Annotated in this window: 18 protein-coding genes; 9 read left to right on the forward strand and 9 right to left on the reverse strand. The window is 73.0% G+C overall.

Annotated elements, in window-relative coordinates:
- The first annotated feature begins 51 nt into the window (after nucleotides 1–51).
- Entirely contained in the window at nucleotides 52–1,506 is a 1,455-nt protein-coding gene (locus J2S41_RS37070) for a glycoside hydrolase family 43 protein (protein ID WP_310376803.1), read from the forward strand.
- Here the strand turns inward: J2S41_RS37070 and J2S41_RS37075 are convergent.
- Together J2S41_RS37075 and J2S41_RS37080 are read right to left on the reverse strand one after the other, a co-directional pair.
- Nucleotides 1,485–2,432, reverse strand: coding sequence for an NADP-dependent oxidoreductase (locus tag J2S41_RS37075; protein WP_310375315.1), 948 nt, complete (start codon nucleotides 2,430–2,432; stop codon nucleotides 1,485–1,487). The genes J2S41_RS37070 and J2S41_RS37075 overlap by 22 nt on opposite strands.
- A gap of 88 nt (nucleotides 2,433–2,520) precedes the next feature.
- A complete protein-coding gene (locus J2S41_RS37080; protein WP_310375317.1) occupies nucleotides 2,521–4,824 on the reverse strand; it encodes a beta-xylosidase/alpha-l-arabinosidase in 2,304 nt (767 codons plus the stop codon).
- A gap of 233 nt (nucleotides 4,825–5,057) precedes the next feature.
- Between J2S41_RS37080 and J2S41_RS37085 the strand changes: the two genes are divergently transcribed.
- The 4 genes from J2S41_RS37085 to J2S41_RS37100 all read left to right on the forward strand — a co-directional run bounded on the left by J2S41_RS37085 (nucleotide 5,058) and on the right by J2S41_RS37100 (nucleotide 9,471).
- Nucleotides 5,058–6,371 carry an ABC transporter substrate-binding protein gene (locus tag J2S41_RS37085; RefSeq protein ID WP_310375319.1) on the forward strand — a complete coding sequence of 438 codons (1,314 nt, stop codon included), beginning with the start codon at nucleotides 5,058–5,060 and terminating at the stop codon, nucleotides 6,369–6,371.
- Between the two features lie 11 nt (nucleotides 6,372–6,382).
- On the forward strand, nucleotides 6,383–7,282 hold the full coding sequence (locus tag J2S41_RS37090; protein ID WP_310375321.1) for a carbohydrate ABC transporter permease: 900 nt from the start codon (nucleotides 6,383–6,385) through the stop codon (nucleotides 7,280–7,282).
- Nucleotides 7,283–7,284: 2 nt separating this feature from the next.
- Complete coding sequence (locus J2S41_RS37095) at nucleotides 7,285–8,169, forward strand: carbohydrate ABC transporter permease (protein WP_310375323.1); 885 nt, start codon at nucleotides 7,285–7,287, stop codon at nucleotides 8,167–8,169.
- 66 nt (nucleotides 8,170–8,235) lie between these two features.
- Nucleotides 8,236–9,471 (forward strand): GAF domain-containing sensor histidine kinase, encoded by a 1,236-nt coding sequence (locus tag J2S41_RS37100; RefSeq protein WP_310375325.1) that lies wholly within the window; start codon nucleotides 8,236–8,238, stop codon nucleotides 9,469–9,471.
- Between the two features lie 18 nt (nucleotides 9,472–9,489).
- Here J2S41_RS37100 and J2S41_RS37105 read toward each other — a convergent pair whose 3' ends face one another.
- From J2S41_RS37105 to J2S41_RS37115, 3 genes are all read right to left on the reverse strand, one after another.
- Nucleotides 9,490–11,715 (reverse strand): bifunctional polysaccharide deacetylase/glycosyltransferase family 2 protein, encoded by a 2,226-nt coding sequence (locus tag J2S41_RS37105; RefSeq protein WP_374728224.1) that lies wholly within the window; start codon nucleotides 11,713–11,715, stop codon nucleotides 9,490–9,492.
- On the reverse strand, nucleotides 11,712–13,226 hold the full coding sequence (locus J2S41_RS37110) for a hypothetical protein (RefSeq protein ID WP_310375327.1): 1,515 nt from the start codon (nucleotides 13,224–13,226) through the stop codon (nucleotides 11,712–11,714). Before J2S41_RS37110 ends, J2S41_RS37105 begins: the two co-directional genes overlap by 4 nt.
- Nucleotides 13,227–14,881: 1,655 nt before the next feature.
- Nucleotides 14,882–16,501, reverse strand: coding sequence for a dolichyl-phosphate-mannose--protein mannosyltransferase (locus J2S41_RS37115; protein WP_310375329.1), 1,620 nt, complete (start codon nucleotides 16,499–16,501; stop codon nucleotides 14,882–14,884).
- Nucleotides 16,502–16,587: 86 nt separating this feature from the next.
- Here J2S41_RS37115 and rsmI point away from each other — a divergent pair, with 86 nt between their 5' ends.
- Complete coding sequence (gene rsmI / locus J2S41_RS37120) at nucleotides 16,588–17,433, forward strand: 16S rRNA (cytidine(1402)-2'-O)-methyltransferase (protein ID WP_310375331.1); 846 nt, start codon at nucleotides 16,588–16,590, stop codon at nucleotides 17,431–17,433.
- Between the two features lie 14 nt (nucleotides 17,434–17,447).
- On the opposite strand, the gene J2S41_RS37125 is transcribed toward rsmI, so the two are convergent.
- Nucleotides 17,448–18,752, reverse strand: a complete 1,305-nt coding sequence (locus J2S41_RS37125) for a hypothetical protein (RefSeq protein WP_310375332.1) — start codon at nucleotides 18,750–18,752, stop codon at nucleotides 17,448–17,450.
- Between the two features lie 119 nt (nucleotides 18,753–18,871).
- Between J2S41_RS37125 and metG the strand changes: the two genes are divergently transcribed.
- Nucleotides 18,872–20,668 carry a methionine--tRNA ligase gene (gene metG / locus J2S41_RS37130; RefSeq protein WP_310375335.1) on the forward strand — a complete coding sequence of 599 codons (1,797 nt, stop codon included), beginning with the start codon at nucleotides 18,872–18,874 and terminating at the stop codon, nucleotides 20,666–20,668.
- 3 nt (nucleotides 20,669–20,671) lie between these two features.
- On the opposite strand, the gene J2S41_RS37135 is transcribed toward metG, so the two are convergent.
- Complete coding sequence (locus J2S41_RS37135) at nucleotides 20,672–21,958, reverse strand: hypothetical protein (protein ID WP_374728225.1); 1,287 nt, start codon at nucleotides 21,956–21,958, stop codon at nucleotides 20,672–20,674.
- 141 nt (nucleotides 21,959–22,099) lie between these two features.
- On the opposite strand from J2S41_RS37135, the gene J2S41_RS37140 reads away from it, so the two are divergent.
- Nucleotides 22,100–24,112 carry a PAS domain S-box protein gene (locus tag J2S41_RS37140; protein ID WP_310375337.1) on the forward strand — a complete coding sequence of 671 codons (2,013 nt, stop codon included), beginning with the start codon at nucleotides 22,100–22,102 and terminating at the stop codon, nucleotides 24,110–24,112.
- A 44-nt stretch (nucleotides 24,113–24,156) separates the two neighbouring features.
- Complete coding sequence (locus J2S41_RS37145; protein WP_310376808.1) at nucleotides 24,157–25,002, forward strand: TatD family hydrolase; 846 nt, start codon at nucleotides 24,157–24,159, stop codon at nucleotides 25,000–25,002.
- 170 nt (nucleotides 25,003–25,172) lie between these two features.
- On the opposite strand, the gene J2S41_RS37150 is transcribed toward J2S41_RS37145, so the two are convergent.
- Nucleotides 25,173–25,469 carry a hypothetical protein gene (locus tag J2S41_RS37150; protein ID WP_310375340.1) on the reverse strand — a complete coding sequence of 99 codons (297 nt, stop codon included), beginning with the start codon at nucleotides 25,467–25,469 and terminating at the stop codon, nucleotides 25,173–25,175.
- Nucleotides 25,433–25,717, reverse strand: a complete 285-nt coding sequence (locus J2S41_RS37155) for a flavin reductase (RefSeq protein WP_310375342.1) — start codon at nucleotides 25,715–25,717, stop codon at nucleotides 25,433–25,435. The genes J2S41_RS37150 and J2S41_RS37155 overlap by 37 nt, the downstream gene beginning before the upstream one ends.
- Between the last annotated feature and the right edge of the window lie 188 nt (nucleotides 25,718–25,905).

The following is a 25,905-nucleotide window of genomic DNA, read 5'->3' on the forward strand; positions in this document are numbered from 1 at the left end:
CGGTCACGACCGTACCCTTTGATCGATTTCTGAGGTTGCAGGGAGCTCGTCATCGGTGCCTTTCGGAACCCCGTCGTCCCCGGTTTCTTCCCCGATCCGAGCGTGTGCCGGGTCGGCGAGGACTACTACCTGGCCTGCTCCAGTTTCGAGTACGTGCCCGGCGTGCCGATCCTGCACAGCCGCGACCTGGTGCACTGGCGGCAGATCGGCAACGCGCTCGGCGAGGAGCAGCTCGGGTTCGGCCCGTGGGTCCCGGCGTCCGGCGGCGTCTACGCGCCCACGCTGCGGCACCACGACGGGCTGTTCTGGCTGATCACCACGAACGTCTCCGGCGGCGGCACCGTCATCGTGACCGCGACCGACCCGGCCGGGCCCTGGTCCGACCCGGTCCGGCTGCCCGGCATCACCGGCATCGACCCGGACATCGCCTGGGACGCGGACGGCACCTGCTGGTGCACGGTGGCCGGCGTCGCGCAGGCGCGGATCGATCCGAAGACCGGCGAGACGCTGGAACCGCTGCGCCCGACCTGGTCCGGCACGCCCGGCGCGCAGGCCCCGGAGGCGCCGCACCTCTACCGGATCGGCGAGTGGTGGTACCTGCTGATCGCGGAGGGCGGCACCGAGCGCGGGCACAGCGTCTCGATCGCGCGCGGCCCGCGCCCGGACGGGCCGTTCGAGCCGTGCCCGGCCAACCCGATCCTCACCCACCGCGGCACGAACCGGCCGATCCAGAACACCGGCCACGGCGACCTAATCCAGGCGCACGACGGCAGTTGGTGGCTGTTCTTCCTGGGCGTGCGCCCGCGCGGTGGCAGCCCCGGCTACCACGTGCTCGGCCGGGAGACGTTCCTGGCGCCGGTGACCTGGGTGGACGGCTGGCCGGTGGTGGGCGAGGTGGGGCCGGTGACCGAGGGCCCGACGCTGCCCGCGGCGCCCTGGCCGGCCGAGGACGAGCGGGACGACTTCCGCGAGCCGCGCCTGCACCCGCGGTGGATCGAGCCGCGCGCCGCGACCGCCCGGCTGGACGTGCGGGAGGGCTGGCTGACCGTGCCGGAGGGCGGCTTCGCGGGCCGCCGCCAGCAGCACCTGAGCTGCCGGGTGCAGGCCCGCGCCGAGGCCGAGCCGGGCGCGGTCGGCGGGCTGATGGTGCGGCTGGACGAGCGGCACTGGTACGGCGTGCACGTCGACGGCGACCAGGTGATCGCGGAGGCGCGGATCGGCCCGCTGCGGCAGGTGCTCGGCATCCACCGCCGTCCCGCGGGCCCGGCGCTGCTGACGATCGCGATCGACGGCGCCGGGCCGGACCCGGACTCGCCCACCGACTCGCCCGACCTGGTCCGGCTCGGGCTGGTCGCGGACGACATGTTCGTGTCGCTGGCCGAACTGGACGGCCGCTACCTCTCGACCGAGGTCGCGGGCGGGTTCACCGGCCGGGTGATCGGCATGGCGTCGCTGCGCGGCATCGTCCACTTCGACTGGTTCAGCTACACCGGCTCGGACGCCTGAGTCGTCAGCACGATCTTGCCGGGGACGCCGCCGCGCGCGACCCGGCGGTGCGCCTCCGCGGCCTCGGACATCGGCAGCACCGCGCTGATCACCGGGCGGATCGCGCCCCGCTCGACCAGTTCGGTGAGCCGTGCGATCCGCTCCGCGGGCGGGTTGTTGCTGAACGCGACCACGCGCGGCAGGAAGCCGGTCAGCACGCTGCGGACCAGGTGGTCCGGGTCGGCGACCAGGGCCACCAGCCGGCCGCGCCGGGTCAGCAGCCGGCGGTACGCGCGGACGTCCGTGCCCACCAGGTCCAGGATCACGTCGAACGTGCCGAGGTCCGCCGGTGACGTGGTGCGGTAGTCCAGCGCCTCGTCCGCGCCGAGCCGCCGGACCAGGTCCAGCCCGTTGGCGCCGGCCAGTGCGGTGACGTGCGCGCCGGTCTCACGGCCGAACTGGACGGCGACCACGCCGACGGCGCCGGCCGCGCCGCGCACCAGCAGCCGGTCGCCCGCGCGCAGCCGGACCCGGTCGGCCAGCGCGGTCAGCACGGTGGTCCCGGCGACCGGCAGCGCGGCCGCCTCGACCAGATCCAGGCCGGCCGGCGCCGGGGCCAGCCGCGCGGCCGGAACGACCACCCGCTCGGCCACGGCACCGAAGGTGCGCCACGGGGTCAGGCCCCACACCCGGTCGCCGGGGCGGTAGCCGGTCACGCCCGGGCCGGTGCCGGCGACCACGCCGGCGAACTCGTTGCCGATGCCGCGCGGGAGCGGCTCGCGCATCACCATCCGCAGCCGGCCCTCGCGGATCGCGTCCTCGCCGCCGCTCACGCCGGCCGCGTGCACGTCGACCAGCACCTGGCCGGGGCCGGCGACCGGCTCGGGCACGTCCGCGACGCGCAGCACCTCGGGTGGTCCGTACCGGTCGTATCGCACCGCGCGCATGGCTCCGCCCTCGCTCAATGAAACGGGGTGGTTCCCCGTTTCGTGAGAGCCACGATACGGGGAACCACCCCACTTCTGCCAGTGCGCGTCAGGCGGTGATGGTCACGGTGCTGGTCATCCGGCGGTCCGGGCCGAGCGCCCGCTCCGGGCCGGCGATCGTGAACCGGGCCGTGTGCCGCACGTCCTCGCTGGACGCGGCGATCAGCAGCTCGATCTCGCCCGGCTCGACGATCCGGCGGCCCTCGCGGCCGGTGAAGGCGGTCAGGTCGGCCGGGACGGTGAACGTGACGGTCCGCGCCTCCCCCGGCACCAGCGGCACCCGGGCGTACCCGATCAGCCGGCGCACCGGCTGGGTCACCTGCGACACCGGGTCGTGCAGGTACAGCTGCACGATCTCGGACCCGGCCCGCTCGCCGGTGTTGCGCACGGTCACCGACGCGACCGCCTCGCCGTCCGCCGCGATGGTGACGGTGCCGCTCTCCGGCGCGGTCCACTCGAACGTCGTGTACGACAGGCCGTGCCCGAACGGGAACAGCGGCGTCGGGTCCACGGTGCTCACGTCCGAGCGGTGGCCGAGCGTCGGCGTCAGGTAGGTGGCCGGCTGCCCGCCCGGACCCACCGGCATGCTGACCGGCAGCCGCCCGGACGGGCAGACCGCGCCGGTGAGCACGTCCGCGACCGCCGGACCGCCCTCCTCCCCCGGGAAGAAGCCCTGCACGATCGCGGCCAGCCGGTCCGCGTAGGCGCCCAGCGCGTACGGCCGGCCGGAGAGCAGCACCAGCACCACCGGGCGCCCGGTCGCGATCAGCCGCTCCAGCAGCTCGCCCTGGCGCCCGGGCAGCCGCAGGTCCGGCACGTCGCAGCCCTCGCCGGAGGTGCCGATGCCGAAGATGCCGGACCGGTCGCCGAGCACCGCCACGATCACGTCCGCGTCCGCGGCGTCGGCGATGTCCGGCTCCTCGTCGCCGTCGATGGTGCAGCCCGGGATCGCGGTGCGGCCGAGCGCCTCGGCCAGCGTCGGGATCACCACGCCGAGCGGCAGCCCGGGGTGGTGCGGGCCGACGTGCCGGGGGAACGTGTAGCAGCCGAGCATGCCGGCCGCGTCGTCCGCGAGCGGGCCGCACAGCGCGATCCGGGCGTCCGGCGCCAGCGGGAGCACGCCGTCGTTCGCGCAGAGCACGATGGACTCCTCGGCCAGCCGGCGGGCCAGCGCGCGCGCCTCCGGCGGATCGAGGTCCGGTGTGCCGGGCGGCGGCGCCGGCTTCCAGTCCGGGTCGAGCAGGCCCAGCTCGCACTTCTGGGTCAGCACCCGGGTGACCGCGCGGTCCACCAGCGACTCCGGCACCAGACCGGACCGGACCGCCTCGACCAGCGGCGGGCCGTAGTTGCGGATGCCGGGCAGCTCGGTGTCTATGCCGGCGGTGAGCGCCAGCGCGGCCACCTCCGCGTCCCCGTCCGCCACCCGGTGCAGCATCCGCAGGTGGGCGAGGCCGAAGTAGTCGGAGACCACGGTGCCGGTGAAGCCCAGCTCGTCGCGGAGCAGCGTGGTGAGCACGGCCGCGTCGGCGGTGACCGGCACGCCGTCCAGCTCCACATAGGCGGCCATCACGGACCGGGCGCCGCCGTCGCGCAGCGCCATCTCGAACGGGGGCAGCAGCACGTCCGCGATCTCACGCGGGCCGACCGAGACCGGGCCGAAGTTGCGCCCGGCGCGGGAGGCGGAGTAGCCGACGAAGTGCTTGAGCGTGGCGACCACGCCGGTGCTCTCCAGACCGCGCACGTACGCCGCGCCGATCGTGCCGACCAGGTACGGATCCTCGCCGATGGTCTCCTCGACGCGGCCCCAGCGCAGATCGCGCGCCACGTCCACCACCGGCGCGAGTCCCTGGTGGACACCGACCGCGCGCATCGCGCCGCCGATCTGCCCGGCCATCGTCTCGACCAGCTCCGGGTCGAACGCGGCGCCCCAGGCCAGCGGCGTCGGGTAGACCGTCGCCTGCCAGGTGAGGAAGCCGGTCAGGCACTCCTCGTGCGCGACCGCCGGGATGCCCAGCCGGCTGGCCGCGACGATCTCGGCCTGCAGCGCGGCGAGCGCGGCGGCGCCGTCGGCCGGGCCGATCGGCGCGGTCCCGAACGGCCGGGTGATCTGCCCGAGCCCGTTCCTGATCAGCTGCGGCCAGTCCGGCTCGTCGAGCAGCTCGTGCTGGTGCGGCGCCATGTCGCCGTCCGTCGCGGTGGCGCCCATCCAGACGGAACAGAGCTGAGCCGTTTTCTCCTCCAGCGTCATCGCGGCCAGGAGCGCCGCGACGCGCTCGCCGACGGGGCGGGACGGGTCCCGCCATGGCTCGGCCACCGCGGTGGGTGGTCCGGCCAGCTCGCCTCGCTCGGTCACGAGCGACCTCCTGAGATTGTTCGCAAGTTCCGATCGCTTTCCGGAAAGGTCTTCTACCTTCTCGGCGCGCCGAGGGGCGCGAAGGTCACTACAAAGTAACGCTTAAACGGGTGCATAGACAGGGGTTGACCGCGTCGTAACACCGTCGTAGCGTGCGGAACATCACGCGACTTACCGATGATCTTCCGAAAGTTTCGGTCCGCGCGGTCGATGCTTGTTAAGGGGATTCCGATATGACCAACCCGCTGATGTCCCGACGATCGCTGCTCGGTCTCGCCGGCCTTGGTGCCGGTGCCGCCGTGCTCGGCACCGCCGGCTGTGGTGGCAGCAGTGGCCCGCAGGGTGACGATAGCAAGGCTCTCATCGATATCTGGTGCCTTCAGGACCCGGTGCAGAACCGGGTGCAGCAGGCCGCGGTGGACCGCTTCAACGCGGGCGACGCCGCGGACGCCAAGCTCAGCACGTTCATCAACGACGCGTACCAGCAGAAGCTGGGCGTCGCGATGGGCAGTGAGCAGCGGCCGGACGTGTTCTTCAACTGGGGCGGCGGCAGCATCCGCGAGTACGTGCGCGGCGACCTGCTGGTCGACCTCACGCCCACGCTGGACGCCGACGCGGCGTTCAAGGGCAGGTTCCTGCCGGCCGTGCTGGAGGCCGGCAAGATCGGCGCGCAGTACTACGGCGTCCCGCTGCGCGGCATGCAGCCGATCATCCTGTACTACAACAAGGAGGTCCTGGGCCGGGTCGGCGCGCAGCCGCCCACCACCTGGGCCGAGACGCTCACCCTGGTCGACCGGCTGAAGGCGGAGAGCATCACGCCGTTCGCGCTGGCCGGCACGCAGCCGTGGACGCTGCTGATGTGGATCGAGTACCTCGCCGATCGGATCGGCGGGCCGGCCGTCTTCCAGCGGATCGCGGACGGCGACAAGACCGGGTGGAGTGACCCGGCGATGATCAAGGCGCTGAACGAGATCACGGCGCTGGTGGACCGCGGCGGCTTCGGCACCAACTGGGCGTCGGTCAACTACGAGGCCGGCGGCGCGGGCACGATCTTCGCCCAGGGCAAGGCGGCCATGCACCTGATGGGCTCGTGGGAGTACACGAACCAGGTCGACCAGCAGCCGGAGTTCGCGCAAAACGGCCTGGGCTGGACCACGTTCCCGGTCTACGAGGGCGGCGCGGGCGACCCGAAGGCGATCGTCGGCAACCCCACCAACTACTTCTCGATCACGAAGTCGTCGGCCAACGTGGCGGACGCGACCGCGTTCCTGAAGCAGGAGATGGCCTCCGACGCGTACGTCGACGACTGGATCAAGGCGGGCGACGTGCCGCCGATCACCGGGCTCGAGTCGCGGCTGTCCGCCTCGCCCAGCCCGGAGTTCTCCGCGTTCGTCTACGGCATGGTCCGGGACGCCCCGAGCTTCCAGCTCTCCTGGGACCAGGCGGTCGACCAGAAGTACCGCGACCCGATGCTCACCAACCTCCAGAAGCTGTTCCTCGGCGAGCTGGACGCCAACGGCTTCGCGTCCGCGATGGCCGCGCTGTGAGAGTGGTGTCGGTGACACCCGGTGCCGGGGGAGATCGGGCCCCCCGGCCCGGGGCGGTCTACGTCCTGCCGGCCGCGCTGTTCTTCGCGTTCTTCGCGGTGCTGCCGCTGGTCCTGGTCGCGTTGCTCTCCTTCACGGAGTGGACCGGCATCGGCGACCCGCGGTTCATCGGCACGGACAACTGGACGCGCCTGGCCGGCGACCCGCTGGTGCTCACCTCCACCCGCACCACGCTGCTGCTGATGCTGTTCGCCTGGGCCGCGCAGACCGCGCTGGCGCTGCCGCTCGGCGTCTGGGCGGCCGGCCGGCAGCGCAACCGGGCCGTGCTCTCGGCGATCTTCTTCCTGCCGCTGCTGCTCTCCAGCGCCGCCATCGCGCTGATGTGGAAGTCGATGCTCGACCCGAACTTCGGCGTGGCCGCGGTGGTCGGCCCGTGGATCGGCGTCCCGGACGGCAACCTGATCGGCACCCCGCGCGGCGCGCTGATCTGCATCATCATCACCGTGACCTGGCAGTTCGTGCCGTTCCACACGCTGCTGTACCAAGGCGCGGCGCGGAACATCCCGGCCGTGCTCTACGACGCGGCGCGGATGGACGGCGCGAACCGGTGGCAGTCGTTCCTCCGGGTCACGCTGCCGCAGCTGCGCAACACCATCGTCACCTCGTCCGTGCTGATGCTGGTCGGATCGCTCACCTACTTCGAGACGATCCTGCTGCTCACCGGCGGCGGGCCGGGCGACTCCACCTACGTGCTGCCGTTCCTCATGTACCAGGCCGCGTTCGAGCGGAGCGAGATGGGCTACGCCGCCGCGATCGCGACCGGACTGGTGCTGCTCGGCACGCTGCTGTCACTGGCGATCGTGCGCTTCTCCGGCTTCTCCCGGATGCGCTCCACGCTGGAGGGGATGTAACCGTGGCGGTCTCCACCCCCACCCGCTCCGCGGTCCGGCCCGCGCCGCGCGCCGGCGGGCCCCGGCGCTCCGTCGACCGCCCGAACTGGGCGGCCGGCGCGCTCTCGCTGGTCTGGCTGGCCGTGGTCGGCTTCCCGCTGCTGCTGCTGGTGATCTGGAGCCTGACCGATCGCCGTGACTACCAGCGCAACGGGCCGCTGGCGCTGCCGGACGGCATCGCCTGGGCGAACATCTCGCAGGTCTTCGAGGCGCGGTTCGGCACGTACATGCTGAACACGTTCACGGTGACGGCCGGGAGCATCCTGCTGACGCTGGCCCTGGCGCTGCCGGCGGCGTACGCGATCGTCCGCTCCCGGTCCTGGGCCGCCTCGCTGTCGTTCCGGATGTTCCTGCTCGGGCTGGCCATCCCGGCCCAGGCCGTGATCGTCCCGGTCTATCTGATCATCACGCGCCTGGAGCTGTACGACACGCTGCGCGCGGTCATCCTGCCGACCGTGGCGTTCAACCTGCCGCTGGTGGTGCTGATCCTCTCCGGCTCGCTGCGGGACGTCTCGCGCGAGCTCTACGAGGCGATGACCGTGGACGGCGCCGGCCCGTTCCGGATCTTCTGGAAGCTGGTGCTCCCGATGTCCCGGGGCAGCATCAGCACGGTCGGGATCTTCGTGGGGCTGAACGCGTGGAACGGCTTCATCTTCCCGCTGATCCTCACCCAGGACCTGAACAACCGGGTGGTCGCGCTCGGCCTGTGGCACTACCAGGGGCAGTACGCGGTGAACGTGCCCGGCCTGATGATGGCGGTGCTGCTCTCCACGCTCCCGATCTTCCTGCTCTACCTGTTCGCGCGGCGCTGGCTGATCGCGGGACTGGCCGGAGTCGGCGGGAAGTGACCGCTCCTGCACCTTGCGGCTGATATCTCTGGCAGCGCAGGCTCACACGGCGGCCGGAGGTGGCGGATGGAAGCGGCGAAACCGGAGAACGAGGCCGGACGGCTCGCCACCCTCCACGACCTGGAGGTGCTGGACACCGAGCCGGAGCAGGAGTTCGACGACATCGTGGCGCTCGCCTCGCGCGTCTGCGGCGTACCGATGTCGCTGGTCAGCCTGATCGACGCGGACCGGCAGTGGTTCAAGGCCAAGATCGGGCTGGAGCTGGACGAGACCTCGCGCGAGGTCTCGTTCTGCGCGCACGCGATCCTCGGCAAGGACCTGCTGGTCGTGCCGGACGTGCACACCGACCGGCGGTTCTCCGACAACCCGATGGTGACCGGCGACCCCGGCGTGCGGTTCTACGCCGGGGCGCCGCTGGTCACCACCGACGGGTTCGCGCTCGGCACGCTGTGCGTGGTCGACTCCGAGCCCCGCCGGCTCAACCTGGACCAGCTGCAGGCGCTGCGCGCGCTGTCCCGGCAGGTCACCGCGCAGCTGGAACTCCGCCGGTACGCCAAGGCGCTGAACCGGACCGTGGCCCGGCTGCAGGACATGGAGCGCCGCCGGGACGACTTCGCGAACCTGCTCGCCGGCGACCTCCGCGCGCCGCTGCACGAGTTCGGCGCGTACCTGGCGAGCGTGAGCACCGACCGGGAACCGGACCGCGTGCTGGCCGAGGCGCTGGTCCGCACCACCCGGCGCTACCTCGACCCGATGCGGCAACTGGTCGCGCACCTGCTGGCGATGGCCGACCCGGAGAACGAGGGCTACGAGGCGCTGCACCTGCGCCAGGTCGACCTGAGCCGGATCACCGAGCGGGCGGTGCGGGCGGTCCGGCCGATCGCGGCCACCAAGGAGATCTGGATCCTGCACGGCCAGGGCCCCTGCCTGCCGATCTACGCGGACCCCGTACGGCTGGAACAGGTCCTCATGCACCTGCTCTTCGCGGCCGTGAAGTTCACGCCGCCGGGCGGCCGGGTGCGGGTGAGCACGGAGGCCGAGGGCGGCCCGGCCGTGCGCCTGGACGACCTCGACCAGCCGGACACCGAGCGGCCCGACCTCTTCACCCACCTCTACCGGAGCGCGGTGGCGCGGCCGGACCACGGCGGCGGGCCGGACCGCGGGCTCGCGGTGGCGAAGCGAATCCTGGACGTCCACCACGCCACGCTCGCGCTCTCCGACCGGCCCGGCGAGGGCACCTCGCTGCGCGTGGTGTTCCCGCCGGTGACAGCCGCGCCGGAGGCGGTGGAACGGGCCCGGTAGACCACCGGGCCCGCCCGCTCAACCCACCGGCGTGCGGTCCCGGGGCGCGGCGCCGACCAGCGCGTCACCGGTCCGCTGCAGCTTGTGCCAGCGCAGCCGGGCGCCGGTCAGCGCGGTCACCGCGGACTGGATCAACACCAGATACATCAGCTGCCGGTACGCGAACTGCTGCAACGGCAACGTCCACAGTGGCTTCATCGACTCCCGGTCCAGCCGGAACGCCACCACCGCGGTGACCAGTTGCATCACCAGCATCGCCAGCCAGGCGATCACGGTCTCGGTGCGGCCCAGGAACAGCAGCCCGTAGAGCGTCAGCAGGTCGATCACCGGCGCCAGCAGCGGCAGCGTGACGCCGAACAGCGCCAGGATCGGCAGGCCCACCCGGCCGAACCGGCCCGACGGACCGGACTCCACCAGCGCCTTCCGGTGCTTCCACATCGCCTGCATGGTGCCGTACGACCAGCGGTAGCGCTGCTTCCACAGCTGGCCCAGCCTGGCCGGCGCCTCGGTCCAGGCGCGCGCGTTCTCCTCGTACACCACGTGCCAGCCGTTGCGCAGGAACGCCATCGTCACGTCGGTGTCCTCGGCCAGCGTCTCGTCGCTCATGCCGCCGGCCTGCACCAGCGCCTCCCGCCGGAACGCGCCGATCGCGCCCGGCACGGTCGGCATGCAGCGCAGCGTCTCGTACAGCCGGCGGTCCAGGTTGAACCCGATCACGTACTCGATGTGCTGCCAGCGCGCCACCAGGCTGTTCCGGTTGCCGACCTTCACGTTGCCGGCCACCGCGCCCACGGACGGGTCCGCGAACGGCTGCACCAGCCGCCGGATCGAGTCCGGCTCGAAGATCGTGTCGCCGTCCACCATCACGATCAGGTCGTGACTGGCGAACGCGACGCCGGTGTTCAGCGCGTTCGGCTTGCCGCCGTTCGGAATCCGGACCACCCGCACGTTCGGCAGGCCCAGCCCTTCCGCGAGATCGGCGGTCCCGTCCGAGGAGCCGTCGTCGACCACCACCACCTCGATCCGCGGGTAGTCGCCGCCGGCCAGCGACCGCACGGCCGCCTCGATGCCCTCCTTCTCGTTGTACGCCGGGACGATCACCGACACCGGCGCGGTCACCTCCGGACCCCAGCGGAAGTCCCTCCGCCGCCGGCTGCGCGCGTGCCGGCCCGCCAGGACCAGCATCAGGAGGGTACGGACCAGCGTCAGCGCACCGGCGATCACGAACAGCACGCCGAGCACGCCGACCGTGGCGTCCGCGATCCGGATCGCCCACACCAGCGCGGACCCGCGCCACCTCTCGCCGCCGGTGGCCGGCTGCTCGGTCCGCGCGGTCGCGTTCCCGGCCGGGGCGGCCGACGCCATCGCCTGCGTGAGGCCCTGCGAGACGGTCACGAACCGGTACCCGCGCTGCTTCATCGCCGGGATGAACGAGTCCAGCGCCGCCACGGTCTGCGCGCGGTCGCCGCCGGCGTCGTGGAACAGCGTGATCGTGCCCCGCGTGCCCTCCGGCGTCGCGTTCCGCACGATCTGCGCCACGCCCGGCCGGGCCCAGTCCCGGCTGTCCGTGTCGTTCAGCACGGACAGGTAGCCCAGCTCGCCGGCCTCCCGGTAGAGCGGCCAGTTCTCGTCGTCGATCGCGACCGCCTTCGACGAGTACGGGAAGCGGATCAGCGAGGTCTTCACGCCGGTCGCGGCCGCGATCGCCATCTGCGTCTGCGAGTACTCGACGCGCCGCTGCCAGCTCGGCATCCTCGTCAGGTCCGGGTGCGTGAACGTGTGCACGCCCAGCTCGTGGCCCTCCGCCGCGAGCTGCCGCACCAGGTCCGGGTGCCGCGCCGCCCCGCTGCCCACCACGAAGAACGTGGCGTCCACGTCGTGCTCGGCCAGCTTGCGCAGCACCTGCGGCGTCCACCACGGGTCCGGGCCGTCGTCGAAGGTCAGCGCGATCGTCTTCTCCGGCAGCCGGTACGACTGGGCGCCGCCCCGCGCGGTGTTGATGATCGGGCCGCCCTCGACGATTCCCGCCGGGACGGCGCCCTGTGCGCCGGAGCTCTGGTGCAGCCCGTCCGGGGAGAGCGCCGAGGCGGCGTACGCGCGAACCAACAGCACGCTGACCAGCAGCACCAGCAGCGTGCCCGCGACCAGCAGGCGCGGTCGCGGGACGATGCGGCGGGCGGGCGTGGCGTGGGCGTGCCGCCGGGACGGCGGGGCGGCCTCCGGGCGGGGCGGCGGGACTATCACGCGTCGGTCTCCGGGCTCTCGTCGCCGGTGTCGCCGGCCTCGTCCGCACCGGCCTCGTCCGCACCGGTCTCGTCCTCGGCGACGGTCTCCAGCGGGGCGGTGGGGCGGGCCTCGTCCATCGGCACGGCCGGGACCGGCTCGGGCATCGGTGGGGCGGGGGGTTGCGGCGCCGCCGGTGCCTCGTCGGCCGGCGGGGGCTCGGCGGCGGGGGCGGGCTCGGCCGCGGGGAGGCCGGCGCCGCCGCCGGTACCGCCGGTGCCGGTGTTCCCGATGCCGCCGCCGGTGCCGCCGCTGTTCGTGGCCGCGCCGCCGGTACCGGTGGGTTGGCCGTTACCGGCGCCGGAGGTCGGGGCGCCGGCGCCCGGTCCGTCGTCGCCGCTCTGGCCCGCACCGGTGCCGGTTCCCGCGCCGCTGCCGCCGCTGCCGCTTCCGGCGCCGCTGCCGCCGCTGCCGCTGCCGCTTCCGGCGCCGCTGCCGCCGCTGCCGCTTCCTGCGCCGCTGCCGCTTCCTGCGCCGCTGCCGCTTCCTGCGCCGCTGCCGCTGGTGCCGGTTCCGGCGCCGGTTCCGCCGGTGCCCGATCCGGATCCGCCCGCGTTTCCGCTGGTGGTGTTGCCGTTGGTCGTACCGCCGGTGGTGTTTCCGCTGGTGGTGCCGCCGGTGGTCGTGCCGCTGCCGGCTCCGGCGCCGCCGGACTCCTCGCGGGGGTCCGTGGTGCCGGCGCCGACCCCGACGGTCACGCCGCCGCCGGCGCCGCCCTGGTTGGATGCCGAGGGCGTGGGCGTGACCGGGGAGGCGCTCGGCGTGGGCGTGATGGCCGACTCGGGCACGCGGCTCGGCGTGGGCGTCACCCGGGCCGACTCGACCGGCCGCGGCGACGTGGTGCGGCTCGGCGTCGGTGCGACGCCCAGCCCGGTGCGGGTCGTCTGCGTCGGGATCACCGGCGGCTGCGGCAGCGCGTCCGGCTGCGGGGGATAGGCCTGGTAGGGGTTGACCGGCTCGCGCTGCGGTTCCGCCGAGCGGACCGGTTCCGGCTCGGACGGCGACGGCTCCGGCTTGACGATGCCGGGCACCACGTTCTCCAGCACCTCGGGGAACGGCAGCAGCGCGCGCGGACTGACCGGGCCGCCGGCCAGGCTGACGCCGACCATTCCGGTGTAGACGAGCGAGAGCGCGCCGACCACGAACGCGACGCGCTGCAACCGCCGCCGGCGCCGCCCGGTCACGTCCACGAACACCGGCCCGGCGGACGCCGCATTGACCGGCAGTACGGTCGTGGCGACCGTTTCGTCGTCGAGATCGTCGATGAAATCCGCCGGCCGGTCCAGCGAATCGACTTTCGTGTATCCGAGTTCGATGTGCGCCGTCTCCGCGTGCGCCATTCCGGCCAGCGGGAGGTCGCTCTCGTCCCGGTCGGGTGAGTGGTGGGGCCCCCGGGCCGCGGGGGCGGTACGGGTGTCGTCGAGGCCGTTCGGGCCGCTCGACCGGTCAGTGGGGGGATCGTGCTGAGTCACTCTCCGAGATTAGGAAAGGCGCAGATAAGAAATCCTCTCCCCTCACTCGGCAGGATGATGGCCGATCGCATGACGGAAAGGGACGAAATGCTGATGATCGCGTCGGTGACGCCGGTAATGTATTTGTCGGCGACGATTTCTTAAGCGATTGACGTGGTGTGCCGCAGTGACGCGAGAAAGGTTACGGCCGGGCGTGCGCCGCTTCGCTGTCCGCAAGGCGACTGAGGCAAAAGTCATCAGACTTCCGGTTTGCCGCCCCGGATCGATGATCCACAGTGGCCCGGACCGTGCTCGACCGTCCGATGTGTCCGATTTGGGCGAAAAGGCCGTATGGGGTGATTTATAGCGGGCGATCTGTTCACCCCCCTACCCGTTGTGTCCGTGATCCCGGGTGGTTAGCATCTGTGTTGCGCGCTCCTATCGCCCGCTTCCCCCGTGGCAGGCGATCGGAGCGCGCCCCTTTTTGTGCCCTCCCTCGATGGGTGCCGCCGCCTAACTCTGAAGAACCTTTACAGTTCATATTGTCGGCCGATCAGGGGTCGACCGGCGCGGCGATCAACCGTCTTGCGGCGTTCTGTCGTTTCCTATTCACCGTGGTTGACACCCTCGTGCCCCAAATGCAGGCTAATCAGCGTCGGCAGCGGTAACGGGGGGCGTCCTTCCTCCCCACGGTGGGGTCCGGTCCGAGGCATCGGACGGCACGGGATCGCAGGGCGCGCGGCACCGCCGGCACAAAGATCTGGGGCCCGTCCGGATCGGTCGGGCCCCAGATCGAACGACAGAGACGTCAGCGCACGCGTCGACGCATCCGGCCGAACCGCGGCAGGTTCTTGGTGGCTGGGCCTTTCGTGGCCGGGCCTGGTGGCCGGGCGTGGTGGCCGGGCCGGGTGGCCGGGCCTGGCGGGCCGGAATCCGCCCGTGGTCGGAATCAACCCGTGGTCGGAATCAACCTGTGGTCGGGATCTGCTCGGGCTCTGCCCGTGGTCAGGGTCTGCCGGGGATCTGCCCGTGGTCGGGACCCGTTAGTGGCCGGACGCGTGATGGCCGGACGCACCGGTTGGGGACGTGCGATGGCCGGGCGCGTCGGTGGCCGACGCTACTGGGGACGTGCGATGGCCGGGCGCGTCGGTGGCCGACGCCGCTGGGCTCGCCTCAGCCCCGGAGGCTCCCGCGGCGCATCCGGATAACGCCGGCATCGCGGCCCGGAACGCTCGGCCGGGTGCCGGCCTTGAAGGCTCGGCCGGGTGCCGGCCTTGAAGGCTCGGCCGGGTGCCGGCCTGAAGGCTCGGCCGGGCGCGGCCTTGAAGGCTCGGCCGGGCGCCGGCCTCGAAGGCTCGGCCGGGCGCCGGTCTAGAACGCTCGGCCGGACCCGGCACCGATCGTCGCAGGATGCCTCCCCGCACGTCCGCGGCTGGCGAGGCCCGGCCTGCCACCGCCCCCGTGGGTTGTGGGGAGGCAAACCCGTCCCGAGGTCGGGGAGGGGGCGGTGCGGGCGGCGCGGCCGGGTGTCGGGGCCGGGTAGCTCGCGTGGCTCGGTGACCGGCGACGGAACCGGCTCCGACGCGGCGGCCGGAGCGGCGGCGGAGGCCGCCGCGAGGTTGGCCCGCGGGAGCATGCGGGCCGCACCGGGCCGGGAGCGGGCCCCGGACTGTGATCTAGATCCAGCGGCTGCCCAGCCACATGCGTGCGGACCACTCGGAGTAGGGGATCGACTCGCCTACGAAGACCGGGTAGAAGTACCAGAAGCAGACTGCCACCAGGATCAGGTAGACGCCGAGGACCACGGCGCCGATTTTGCGGCGTTCGAGGACGGCCTCGTGGTCGAGCCGCTGGGAGGCGAAGGTGGGGGTCATGATCGCGCCGAGGACGTAGGCGACGGCGAGGACGAAGAAGGGGACCGAGGGGAGCACGTAGAACGAGAACATCGTGCGGCCCTCGGTGATCGCGAACCAGAACCACGGCAGGAAGTTGGCGGCGGCGCCGAGCAGGATGAAGAGGGCGCGCCAGTCGCGCCGGGCGATGCCGAACCAGATCAGCGCGAGCAGCGCCGGGATGAACGACCACCACAGCACCGGGGTGCCGAGCAGCAGCACCTCGGCGGCGCAGTGCGATGCGCCGCACGGCAGGTCGCCGTCCCAGAAGAACGCCACCGGGCGGCCCAGCAGGAGCCACTGCCAGGGCCATGACTGGTACGGGTGCTTCGTCACCAGCTGGTTGTGGAAGCCGACCGCCTCGGAGTGGTAGTGCCACAGGTTGATCAGCGCGCCGATCACCGGCGGCTCCGCGCGGCCGCTGTCCGCCAGCCAGTGCCGGAAGTAGCCGTCGTCGGTCGCGAGCCAGCCGGTCCAGGTGGCCAGGTAGACGGCGGCGATGATCACGCCGGAGATCAGGCTCCAGCCGAACGCGTAGGGCAGCGCCTTCAGGTAGCCCCAGCGGATGCCGGCGGTACGCTGCGCGCCGCCCTCCCAGAGCCACACCAGCAGGAAGAAGATCGGCAGGACGGACATCGCGCTCCACTTGACGCCGCAGGCGCAGCCGATCAGCACCGCGGCCGTCAGCCGCCACCACGGCACGCCGCCGGGGAACGCGAACACCACCCGGCCGGTGGGCTGCACCCGGCCCTGCTCGATCGCGCCCAGCCAGCGCCGCCGCCGGTGGTCGCGGTCCAGCACCAGCGCGGCGAACGCGGCCAGGATGAACAGCTGGAGGAAGATGTCCAGCAGCGCGGTCCGCGACATCACCAGGTGGAAGCCGTCCAGCGCGAGCAGCAGGCCGGCCGAGCAGCCCAGGATCACGGAGCCGAACAGGCGGATCGCCAGCCGGGTCAGGATCAGCACGGACAGGATGCCGGCCACGGCCGCGGAGATCCGCCAGCCGAACTCGTTGTTGCCGAAGGCAGCCTCGCCGAGCGCGATCGCCCACTTGCCGAGCGGCGGATGCACCACGTACGCCGGGCCGCCGGTCTTCTCGTCCCACTCGATGCCGCGGGAGAGCATGTCGTACGCGTCGGTCGCGTAGTAGACCTCGTCGAACACCAGGCCCTTCGGGTCGGCGAGCCCGACCAGGCGGAGCAGCGCGGCGATCGCCACCACGAAGCCGGTCGCGGCCCACGAGTAGCCGTCGAACCGCCGGTCCCACGGGACCAGGCGCCGCCGCACGATCGCGGGGACCAGGTCGTCACCCGTCCGAGCAGGTGAGGTGGCCTTCGAGGGAGCGCCGGGGTCGATCGCCGGGTCCGCGAGGCCGTCTGTCTGCGCTGTTGCCGCCGAGGTCACCGGTCGATCGTAGGCTGCATGGGCGGTGGAGGGGGAAACCCGCCCCCACTTCCGATCGATGCCCGACGGGATTACGAGGTGAGCTTGTGGTGGACGGCGGACGGCTGATCCTGGTGGGTGCGCCGCTGGGCAACGTCGGGGACGCGTCCGCGCGCCTCCGGGACGTGCTGGGCTCGGCCGACGTGGTGGCCGCGGAGGACACCCGGCGGCTGGCGCGGCTCGCCCGGGACCTGGACGTGACGGTCGCCGGCCGGGTGGTCTCCTACTTCGAGGGCAACGAGGAGCGGCGTACCCCGGAGCTGGTCGAGGCGCTGCGCGCCGGCTATGTCGTGGCGATCGTGACCGACGGCGGCATGCCGAGCGTGTCCGACCCCGGATACCGGCTGGTCCGGGCCGCGCTGGACGCGGGTATCCCGGTGACGGCCGCGCCCGGGCCGAGCGCGGTGACCACCGCGCTGGCGCTGTCCGGGCTGCCGAGCGACCGGTTCTGTTTCGAGGGCTTCCTGCCGCGGTCCGGCTCCGCGCGCCGCTCCCGGCTGCGGGAGCTCGCGGCCGAGCCGCGCACGCTGGTGTTCTTCGAGGCGCCGCACCGCGTCTCCGGCACGCTCGCGGACCTGGCGGCGGTCTTCGGCGCGGACCGGGAGGCCGCCGTCTGCCGCGAGCTGACCAAGACCTATGAGGAGGTACGACGGGGAGCGCTGGCCGCGCTGGCCGCCTGGGCGGACGAGTCGTCACCCCGGGGCGAGATCACGCTCGTGGTGGCCGGCGCCGCGCCGACCGCCGGTGAGCGTCCCTCGGACGAGCAGCTCAAGGCCGAGGTGGCCGCGGAGGAGGCGACCGGCGTGTCCCGGCGCGACGCGGTCACCGCGGTCGCGGCGCTGCACGGGCTGCGCCGCCGCGAGGTCTACAACCTGGTCACGGCCGGCGGCTGAGCGGCCGGCCGGCGTCACCAGGCGGCGATGAGGAAGCCGAGCAGCAGCGTCAGCGGCGCGCCGAGGCTGATCATCACGGCCCGGGTCCGGGATCGGCGGGTCTCCAGCCGGGTGGCGCCGGTCGCCCAGGCGATGCCGAGGCCGCACAGGAAGACCAGCGTCAGCCCCAGCGACCAGCGCAGGTGCAGGCCCAGGCCGCGGAAGCTGGCGTGCGCGCGGGTGGCGTCCTCGTCCACCATCCGCGCCGGGAGCCGCGTGCCCTCGGCGCGGTCGTGGCTGGGCACGCCCAGCACGGCGACGTCCGCCGCGGTGAAGCGCGCGCCGGCGAACGTGCCCTGGCAGCGCTGCGCCAGCGTCGGGCCGGAGCAGTGCGTGATGGTGACGGTGCCGGGCGTGCCGTGACCGACGGCCAGCCAGAGCGGCTCCGCGCTCACCCAGGCGAAGAACGCGGTCAGCAGCGCCAGCACCACCAGCAGCGGCAGCCCGGTGGCCGGGTTGCGCGGGAGCCGGGTCGCCGGGCGCGGCGCCGGCGGGTCCACCGGGGAGGGGCGGCCCACCCGCATCCGGGGGGACGGCCAGGCGAGGTCCGCGGCGTGCGGGTCCTCGGCCGCGGTGGGGGAGCGCCAGCTGGCGCGGTCACGCGGGGCGGCGATCGCGGGCGCGGCGGGTTCGGGCACGGGTGCGGGTGCGGCGGGTGCGGGGGCTACCGGGCGGGCGGCGGAGGACTGCGCCGGTGCCGGTGGCGCGGCGTCCGTGCTGCCGGATCCGGCCACCACCTCGAAGCCGGCCTGGCTTCCGCTGCCGAGGGCGGCGTCCGCGCTGGACAGCGGCCCGGCGGCGACCGGCGGGGCGGGCGGCGCGCCCGCGATGGGTGCGGGGCCGCCGGGCGGGGGACCGGTGGGCGCGGAGCCGGGAGCGGGTGCGGAGCCGTTCGGCGCGGAACCGGAAGGTGCGTGACCGGCGGCGGGCGCGGACTCGCTCGGTGCGGGAACGGCGGGTGCGGGACCGGCGGCGGACGCGGGCTCGGTGGGCTCGGTGGGCTCGGTGGGCTCGGTGGGCTCGGTGGCGGTGGGCCGGGGAGCGTCCTCCGGGTCCGGGCGGCCGTGGCGGGGGCGGCGCACCGCGCTCAGGTCCTCGGTGGGGCGGACCCGGGCGGCGTCCGGCTCGCCGCCGGGGTGCTCGGCGGCGGCCGGGCGGTGCAGCGGGAGTGGGACGGTGTGCCGGATCTCGGCCGGCGCCGCCTTCGGCGTGACGGGGGCGGCCGCACCGCGTACCGGCGGAGGGGTCGTGGGTTGATCCTGCTTCTCGCTACCCGTCACCGTCCCATTTGACTATGAATCAAGGTGAATTGCGTGCATATCGCCTGGTGTGTTGTACCTGGGAGTGGAGGGTCAATAGGTTCGCGGCGGCCGAGGGCGGGTCATTAGAGTTGACTGTCATGAGTCACGTTCTCGCGGCGGTTGCCTGGCCATACGCCAACGGCCCGCGCCACATCGGTCACGTTTCCGGCTTTGGAGTGCCCTCCGACGTCTTCAGCCGGTACATGCGGATGGCCGGTCACGACGTGCTCATGGTGTCCGGCACGGACGAGCACGGCACGCCGATCCAGGTCCAGGCGGACAAGGAGGGCGTGACGCCGCACGAGCTCGCGGACCGCTACAACCGGGTGATCGTGGAGGACCTGCACGGGCTGGGCCTGTCGTACGACCTGTTCACCCGCACCACCACGCGCAACCACTACGCGGTGGTGCAGGAGATCTTCGAGGGGCTGTACGAGAACGGCTACATCGTCGCGAAGACCACGCTCGGCGCGATCTCGCCGTCCACCGGGCGCACGCTGCCCGACCGGTACATCGAGGGCACGTGCCCGATCTGCGGGTACGACAGTGCGCGCGGCGACCAGTGCGACAACTGCGGCAACCAGCTCGACCCGTCCGACCTGATCAACCCGAAGTCGAAGATCAACGGGGAGACGCCGAAGTTCGTCGAGACCGAGCACTTCTTCCTCGACCTGCCCGGCTTCGTCTCGGCGCTGAACTCCTGGCTGGACACCCGCGAGGGCTGGCGGCCGAACGTGCTGCGCTTCTCCAAGAACCTGGTCGACGACCTCCAGCCGCGCGCGATCACGCGCGACCTGGAGTGGGGCGTGCCGATCCCGCTCGCGGACTGGAAGGACCGCGGCGACAAGCGGATCTACGTCTGGTTCGACGCGGTGATCGGCTACCTGTCCGCGTCCGTGGAGTGGGCGCGCCGCTCCGGTGACCCGGAGGCGTGGCGCCGCTGGTGGTCCGCGGACGGCGAGGGCAAGGACGCCAACGCGTACTACTTCATGGGCAAGGACAACATCGTCTTCCACTCGGTGATCTGGCCGGCGCTGCTGCTCGGCTACTCCGGGGAGGGCGACCGCGGCGGCGAGCCCGGCCCGCGCGGCCGGCTCAACCTGCCGACCGAGGTGGTCTCCAGCGAGTACCTGACCATGGAGGGGAAGAAGTTCTCCTCGTCCCGGTCCGTGGTGATCTACGTGCGGGACTTCCTGGAGCGGTACGACGCGGACGCGCTGCGCTACTTCATCGCGGCGGCCGGCCCGGAGAGCAACGACACGGACTTCACCTGGGCCGAGTTCCTCCGCCGCAACAACGACGAACTGGTCGCGGGCTGGGGCAACCTGGTCAACCGGTCCATCTCGATGGCGGCGAAGAACTTCGGCGAGATCCCGGCCCTGCTCGACCCGACCGCCGAGGATCTCGCCCTCCTGGCCACCGTCCGCGCCGGGTTCCAGTCGGTCGGTGACCTGATCGGCAGGCACCGGCAGAAGGCGGCGATCGGCGAGGCGATGCGGATCGTGGCGGAGGTCAACAAGTACCTCTCCGATCAGGCGCCGTGGAAGCTGAAGGCGGAGGCGGACAAGCCGCGGCAGGGCACCATCCTGCACGTGGCGCTGCAGGCGGTGAGCGACTGCAACCGGCTGCTCACGCCGTTCCTGCCGCACTCGGCGCAGAAGATCCACGAGCTGCTCGGCGGCACCGGCGTGCACGCGCCGCAGCCGCGGATCGAGGAGGTCGAGGACCTGGACGGCGGCCCGTCGTACCCGATCCTGACCGGCGACTACACGGCCGGTGCGCGGTGGGAGCCGGCGGACGTCGTGGCCGGCACGCCGCTGGCCGCGCCGAAGCCGGTGTTCCGCAAGCTGGACCCGTCCATCGTCGAGGAGGAACTGGCCCGGCTGGGCGGGTGAGCGTCAGGCCGGCGGGTAGTGCACGGTCACGGTCTCGTGATCGGTGAGTTCGCCCGCCGGCGCCCACACCTCGTAGATGCCGCGCTCGTAGCACTGCGCGCCGAGCTTGGAGATCGAGTCCGCGTCCGGGCGGGCCAGGCGCAGCCGCGTCCAGCCCGAGTCGGTGTGCAGCACCTGGCAGTACACGCCGCGCCAGCGGCCGAACGCGGCCCGGCGGCTGACGTTGTCCACCGGGTATCGGGCGGCGCGGGTCATCGCCAGCACGCGGAAGCCGCCGGGCAGGTCCGCGATCGCCTCGTACTCCCGCTCGCCGTACATGCCGACCAGGATGGTGGACCGGACGGCGTCGCCGACCGGCAGGTACTCCTGATCCGGCGGGATCTCCGGGATGCCGGTGACCAGGTGCCGCCACTGCGGCCCCACCATGCGCAGCCAGCCGCGCTGCTCCGGCTGGTACGTGTACAGCACCACCTCGCTGCCGTCCGACGTATACGCGATCAGCGCCGCGTTCGCCGGCATCGGCAGGTCGGCCATGTCCTTCGTCACGAACTCCGGGATCAGGTGCCGCTCGCTGGGCGTGAAGCCGGTGCCGAGGACCGGCGCGCCGACCCGGTCGCGCGGCGGCACCGTGCGCAGCCCGCCCTGCTCGGCACCGAGCGGGATCTCGTAGTCGTCCGGCGAGTTGGCCCGCCAGCGCAGCGCGTAGATGACGTCCGGGATGCCGCGGCCGGCCTCGGCGTCCGTGCGGAGCAGCATCAGGTCGGCCGGCGTACGCAGGTGGGCGACGTCGTACTCCCGGTAGCAGAAGCCGTAGGGCAGCCAGCCGCGCAGGTAGCCGGCGATCTGACTCGCGGACAGCACCTTGATCATGCGGGTGCCGCGCCGGATCGCGGCGGTGCGCCGGATGCTGGCCAGCATCGGATCGTCCCGGTACGCCGGGCTCTGCGCGGCCTTGTGCACGTCCGCCCAGCGGATGCCGCGGGACAGCGGCACCATCAGCGGCGTGTCCAGCGGGTCCTCGGGCGTGCCGTCGCCGAGCACGCCGAGCCCGGGCTGCGCGTGACCGCCGACACTCACGCCCTCCACCTCGGAGGCGTGCACGAACCGGTGGAACGGCGCGGGCGCGCCGTTGCGCGAGACCCGGCGGAAGCCGTCCGCGTCGACGTTGCTGAACAGCTCGAATGCGGCTCCGCGAGCGATCTGCTCAGCGGGGTGGAACGTTCCCTTGAAGCTCACGCGCAGGCCCGTCGGGGCATCGTTCACGTTACGGGCCTCTGGAAACACGCTCACTCGGCGGAACCTACTTCGGCATGATAGACGCCGAGTGAACGGAAGGTGACGCGAGCAAGGTTCCTGATTCCGCCACCGGAGGGGGCCTGACCAGCGGATAGTGTCTTCATGGAGACCGCGGCGCGAATCACCCACGATGCGTTGACGGACCTCACTTCCGCGCTCACGGCCGCCTGCACGCGCGTGGAATCGGTCCTCGACGTCGCCACCGAGGCCGCCGCCCGGATCGTCGGGGACGGCGGCGGCATCCGGCTCGTCCGGGAGGACGGCCGGTTCGGCCCGATGGCCACCCGGCATTCCGGGCACGACGCACCGGAGCTGCTCGGCGAGTTCCTCGGCGGTTTCAGCGACCGGGTCGACCAGGGGCATCTGAACCGGCTGCGGGCCGGCGCCACCATCGTGTTCAGCTCCATGGATCAGCAGGAGTTCCAGAAGCTCGCACCGCCGCAGCACTGGACGAACCTGGCCGGCGCGCGGATCTCGGCCGTGCTCGCCTGCCCGCTGATCGCCGACGGCACGTTCCTCGGCTACCTCGCGCTGGCCCGGACCACGCCGGGGGCCACGTACACGGCCGCGGACGTGGAGACGGCCCGGATGATCGCGGAGCACACCTCGGCCGCGCTGTCCACCGCGCGGTCGGTGGAGCAGCTGCGCGCCTCCGAGGACCGGTACCGGAACATCGTCGAGACCACGCTCGACGGCGTCTGGCAGTTCGACCGGGACGGCGTGACCACGTTCGCGAACGCGCAGATGGCCCGCATGCTCGGGATGACGCGCGAGGAACTGCTCGGGCTGTCCGTGCGCGGCTTCCTGGACAACAACGGGCAGCAGCGGCTCGCCAAGCGGCTGGCCGACCGGCAGCAGGGGCGCTCCGAGGTGTACGAGTGCCGGCTGATCCGCGCCGACGGCACCGCCCTCTGGGTGCAGATGTCCGCAGCGCCGCTGCTCGGCCCGGACGGCGAGATCATCGGCTCGCTGGCGCTGGTGAGCGACATCACCGAGCGGATCGCGGCCCGCGACATGCAGCGCCAGCTCGACCAGTTGCGCCGGGTGGACAGCCTGGGCCAGCTGGCCGGCGGCATCGCGCACGACTTCAACAACCTGCTGACCGTGATCGCCGGCTCCGCCGAGGTGCTGGCCTCGGACGCGGAGCCCGGATCCGACGTCGAGGCGATGGCGCAGTCGATCATGCGGGCCGCGGCCAGCGGCGCCGCGCTCACCCACCAGCTGCTGGCCTTCGGCCGGCGCAGCCCGAACGCGCACACGGTCTCCGTGCCGGAACTGCTGGACGGCGCGCGCGACCTGCTGACCCGCGCGCTCGGCGAGCACATCGACCTGCGCTTCAAGATCGACGAGGACCTGTGGGCGGTCCAGGCGGACCGCGGCGAGCTGGAGCAGGCGCTGGCCAATCTCGCGGCGAACGCGCGGGACGCGATGGGCCGCGGCGGCGTGCTCACCATCGAGGCACACAACACCGTGATCGACCCGGGTGGGCTGGAGGACGCGCAGGCGTCCGGCCGGTTCGTGGTGCTGGCCGTCTCGGACACCGGCAGCGGCATGGACGAGGAGACCCGGACGCACGCGTTCGAGCCGTTCTTCACCACGAAGAAGGCGCGCGGCGCGGCCGGCCTGGGCCTGGCCACGGTCTACGGCATCGTGCACAACAGCGGCGGGCACATCCGGCTCGTCTCCGACCCGGGCATCGGTACCACCGTGAAGATCTTCCTGCCGGCCAAGGAGGCGACCGAGGAGCCGCCGGTCCTGCCGGTGGAGAACCTGCGCGGGCAGGGGCACGTGCTGGTGGTGGAGGATCAGCCGGAGCTGGCCCAACTGGTCCGCTACCTGCTGCAGCCGGCCGGGTACACGGTCACGGTCGCCACCGACCCGGCCGCGGCGATCTCCCACCTGCACGCGGGCGCGCGGCCGGACCTGCTGCTCACCGACGTGGTGATGCCCGGCATGACCGGCTCGGAGCTGGCCCGGGAACTGCGCGCGCACTACCCGGACCTGCGCGTGCTGTTCATGTCCGGGTACACCGCGGGCGTGCTCAACCCGCGCGGTCACCTGGACGAGGACAGCACGCTGATCCAGAAGCCGTTCAACCGGGAGAGCCTGCTCACCGCCGTGGCGAAGGCGCTGGGCACCCGCCGATAGCCTTGGCGGTCGTGAGTTCCCGTGAGAAGACCAGCCCTCGCCGGATGGGCGAGTTCCCGCCGGCGCCGGACGCGCTGCCGGTCCCGGTGATCGACAGCCACACCCACCTGGACATCACCGTGCAGGAGGCCGGCGTGCCGGGCTCCGGCGACGGTGACCCGGTGCGGCGGCTGGTGGACGCCGCCCGTGCGGTCGGCGTGGACCGGCTGGTGCAGGTGGGCGTGGACGTGGCGTCCTCCCGGTGGGGCGCGGAGCTGGCCGCGGCGCACCCGGCCGTGCTGGCCGCGGTCGCGCTGCACCCGAACGAGGCGCCCCGGCTCGGCGCCGGCCTGGACGAGGCGCTGCGGGAGATCGAGGCGCTGGCCGGGCGGGAGCGGGTGCGGGCGATCGGCGAGACCGGGCTGGACACGTTCCGCACCGGCGAGGAGGGGCGCGCCGCGCAGGAGGAGAGCTTCCGCGCGCACATCGGCTTCGCCAAGCGGTACGGCAAGGCGCTGGTCATCCACGACCGGGACGCGCATGCGGACGTGCTGCGCGTGCTCGACTCCGAGGGCGCGCCGGACACCGTGGTGCTGCACTGCTACTCCGGCGACGCGGAGTTCGCGGCCGAGTGTGTGCGCCGCGGATACCTGCTCAGCTTCGCCGGGACGGTGACCTTCGCCAGCGCCGGGACGCTGCGCGAGGCGGCCCGCGTCACGCCGCCGGAGCACCTGCTGGTGGAGACGGACGCGCCCTATCTGACGCCGACGCCGTACCGGGGCCGGCCGAACGCGTCTTACCTGATCCCGCTGACCATGCGGGTGCTCGCCGACACCACCGGCCACGACCTGGCCGAGCTGTGCGCGGCGGTCTCCGCCAACGGCGACCGCGCCTTCGGCCTCTGGCACTGACCCCCCGCCCCCCGCCGCCCCGCGCCGCCCCGCCCCGCGCCGCGCCGCCCCGCCCCGCGCCGCCCCGCCCCGCCCGCCCCCGCCCACAGCGCCGATCTAGGGCGGATTCACGCGATTGGAGATCGACGTGTGGGAATCAGCCCTAGATCGGCGCGGAGAGGGGGTGGGGGTCAGGGCCAGGCGGGGTGGCGGGCGGCGGGGACGGAGCGGGCGCGGACGTAGAGTTCGCGCTGGGCGCCGGGGTCGGAGGGGGCGCGGCGGCACCACGCCCGGATGTGCCACCACGGCTCGTTGTCGAAGTGCACCAGGTCCACCACGAACGACACGGTGGCGATCAGCGCGCCCACGCCGAACCGGTAGTCCTGCTCGCGCAGGTACAGCGTCTCGCCCACGATCGGCTCGGCGGGTGCCGGCCGGCGGGCGCGCGGGCTCACCACGCCGCCCGGCCCGGCCGCCGGGTGCGGCACCAGCCCAGGAAGCGCGCGCCCGCGCGGACGCACTCCGCGGCCGGCCGGTCCCGGGCGAACCGGTGCAGATAGGTCGCCATCAGCATGGCCAGCGCCACCCGGTTGCGGCGATAATCGCGCAGCGCGGTCCGCTTGTACGACTCGCACGGCCATTCGGACCCGCAGCGCGCGCACTGCCAGGCCGAATCAGGAATGTGCCGGACGCCCGGTGGGCCGGCGTCGGACGACGTGATTCGAGAGTCATTCATCTTGTCTGCCCCGGCGGATGGCGGCGAGAAGAGAATAGGACCCGGCGCGGAGCGCCTGAGCGTGAATCGCGATGACTTCGCCCGTACGACACCGTTTACCTCCCGGACTGGCGCGATCGGGGCAGCGTCGCTTCCCCGTCGTTGTGCCGCCCGGCCGCGGCAGTCGACGTCGGCGGTCCGGGACGGAC

The organism is Catenuloplanes atrovinosus, assembly GCF_031458235.1.
GTDB classification, from domain to species: domain Bacteria; phylum Actinomycetota; class Actinomycetes; order Mycobacteriales; family Micromonosporaceae; genus Catenuloplanes; species Catenuloplanes atrovinosus.

What these genes read in the sequence shown, in the direction of transcription:
- J2S41_RS37085 (WP_310375319.1), top strand. Translation starts at nt 5,058, where the DNA reads ATGACCAACCCGCTGATGTCCCGACGATCGCTGCTCGGTCTCGCCGGC.
- J2S41_RS37145 (WP_310376808.1), top strand. Translation starts at nt 24,157, where the DNA reads ATGGGCGAGTTCCCGCCGGCGCCGGACGCGCTGCCGGTCCCGGTGATC.
- J2S41_RS37155 (WP_310375342.1), bottom strand. Translation starts at nt 25,717, where the DNA reads ATGAATGACTCTCGAATCACGTCGTCCGACGCCGGCCCACCGGGCGTC.
- metG (WP_310375335.1), top strand. Translation starts at nt 18,872, where the DNA reads ATGAGTCACGTTCTCGCGGCGGTTGCCTGGCCATACGCCAACGGCCCG.
- J2S41_RS37100 (WP_310375325.1), top strand. Translation starts at nt 8,236, where the DNA reads ATGGAAGCGGCGAAACCGGAGAACGAGGCCGGACGGCTCGCCACCCTC.
- J2S41_RS37075 (WP_310375315.1), bottom strand. Translation starts at nt 2,432, where the DNA reads ATGCGCGCGGTGCGATACGACCGGTACGGACCACCCGAGGTGCTGCGC.